This window comes from Burkholderia sp. E168m22, from assembly GCF_001319805.1.
GTDB classification, from domain to species: Bacteria; Pseudomonadota; Gammaproteobacteria; order Burkholderiales; family Burkholderiaceae; genus Burkholderia; species Burkholderia orbicola.
In genome coordinates this window covers 1-1,346 of record NZ_BBSK01000171.1, presented here as the reverse complement: position 1 = coordinate 1,346, position 1,346 = coordinate 1, and the positions used below count along the sequence as shown (strand labels likewise).

General features: G+C 60.6%; 1 protein-coding gene. It reads right to left on the bottom strand.

The window, feature by feature from the left end; all coding sequences use genetic code 11:
* Positions 1–40: 40 nt before the first annotated feature.
* Complete coding sequence (locus AP428_RS34250) at positions 41–1,291, bottom strand: IS256 family transposase (RefSeq protein ID WP_011544984.1); 1,251 nt, start codon at positions 1,289–1,291, stop codon at positions 41–43.
* Between the last annotated feature and the right edge of the window lie 55 nt (positions 1,292–1,346).

The following is a 1,346-nucleotide window of genomic DNA, read 5'->3' as shown; positions in this document are numbered from 1 at the left end:
GGGGGTGTCAGAATTTCCGTGTTCAAGGCGAGTGGAACAATTACACGGAAGGTCGAACGAACCGATCTGCATAAAGGATAGCGAATTGGTTCATGGCCGTCTTCCAGTCATGCGCGGCACTTCCCCAATTTGCGGTGATGTTGCGCAAGGCCAGCCAGATGAGCTTGGTGGCGGCCTCGTCGCTCGGGAAGTGACCACGGGTCTTGATGATCTTGCGCAACTGCGAGTTGATATTTTCAATCGCGTTCGTCGTGTAGATGATCTTGCGCACACCCGGCGGAAACGCAAAAAACGGGATCACGCGATCCCAGGCGTTGCGCCACGCGCTACTGACGGTCGGGAATTTCTGGCCCCACGGACCATCCGCAAACGCATCGAGTTCGGCCTGGGCCGCTTCCGCACTGGGGGCGGCGTAGATCGGTTTGATCGCGGCGGCCAGTCCTCTGCGGTCCTTCCAACTGGCGTAATCGAGGCTGTTGCGGATCAAATGGACGATGCAGGTTTGCAGCGTCGTGGCCGGAAACGCTGCTGCCAGCGCTTCGGGCATGCCCTTCAGTCCGTCAGTGACGGCGATCAGGATGTCGTGAACGCCGCGCGTCTTCAAGTCATTGAACACCTTCATCCAGAACTTGGCGCCCTCGGTATTCTCGATCCACAGGCCCAGGATCTCCCGCGTGCCGTCGGGCAGCACACCCAGCGCCAGGTACACCGCCTTGTTGCGCACGACGGCGTCTTCGCGAATCTTGACCCGCAGTGCGTCGAAAAACACGACCGGATACATTGGCTCGAGCGGCCGGGCCTGCCAGGCGGTTACTTCGGCCATGACCTCGTCGGTGACCGAGCTGATGAAGTCGGGCGAGACCTCAGTGCCGTACTGTTCCAGCAGGAAGCCTTGGATCTCGCGTACGGTCATGCCTCGGGCATACATGGCGACGATCTTGTCGTCGAAGCCCGTGAAGCGCCGTTCGTGCTTGGGAATCAGGATGGGTTCGAAGCTGCCGTCGCGGTCACGCGGCACCTCGATACGGATCGGACCGTCTTCGGTCAGAACCGTCTTGGCCCCTTTGCCGTTGCGCTGATTCGTGGCGTTGGCCGGCTTGGCAGCACCGGGAGGGTAGCCGAGATGATGGTTCATCTCGCCGCCCAGTGCCCGTTCGATCAGCGCCTTCTTGAGCGCCAGCGTCGCGGCATTGATGGCTTCAGCCGTCATCGGACCGTTGCCGAACTGCTCAAGCAGCTCGGCCGGAATCGCCGGCAGAGCCGCCGGCTGGGCTTTCGGTTTGCGAGGCATAAATTCTCCTTGGGAGCATGTTATGCCTTAAACACAAAATTCCTGACAGGCCCGG

Bases quoted from the DNA above. Each gene is read 5' to 3' on its own strand.
- AP428_RS34250 (WP_011544984.1), bottom strand. From the start codon at position 1,291: ATGCCTCGCAAACCGAAAGCCCAGCCGGCGGCTCTGCCGGCGATTCCG.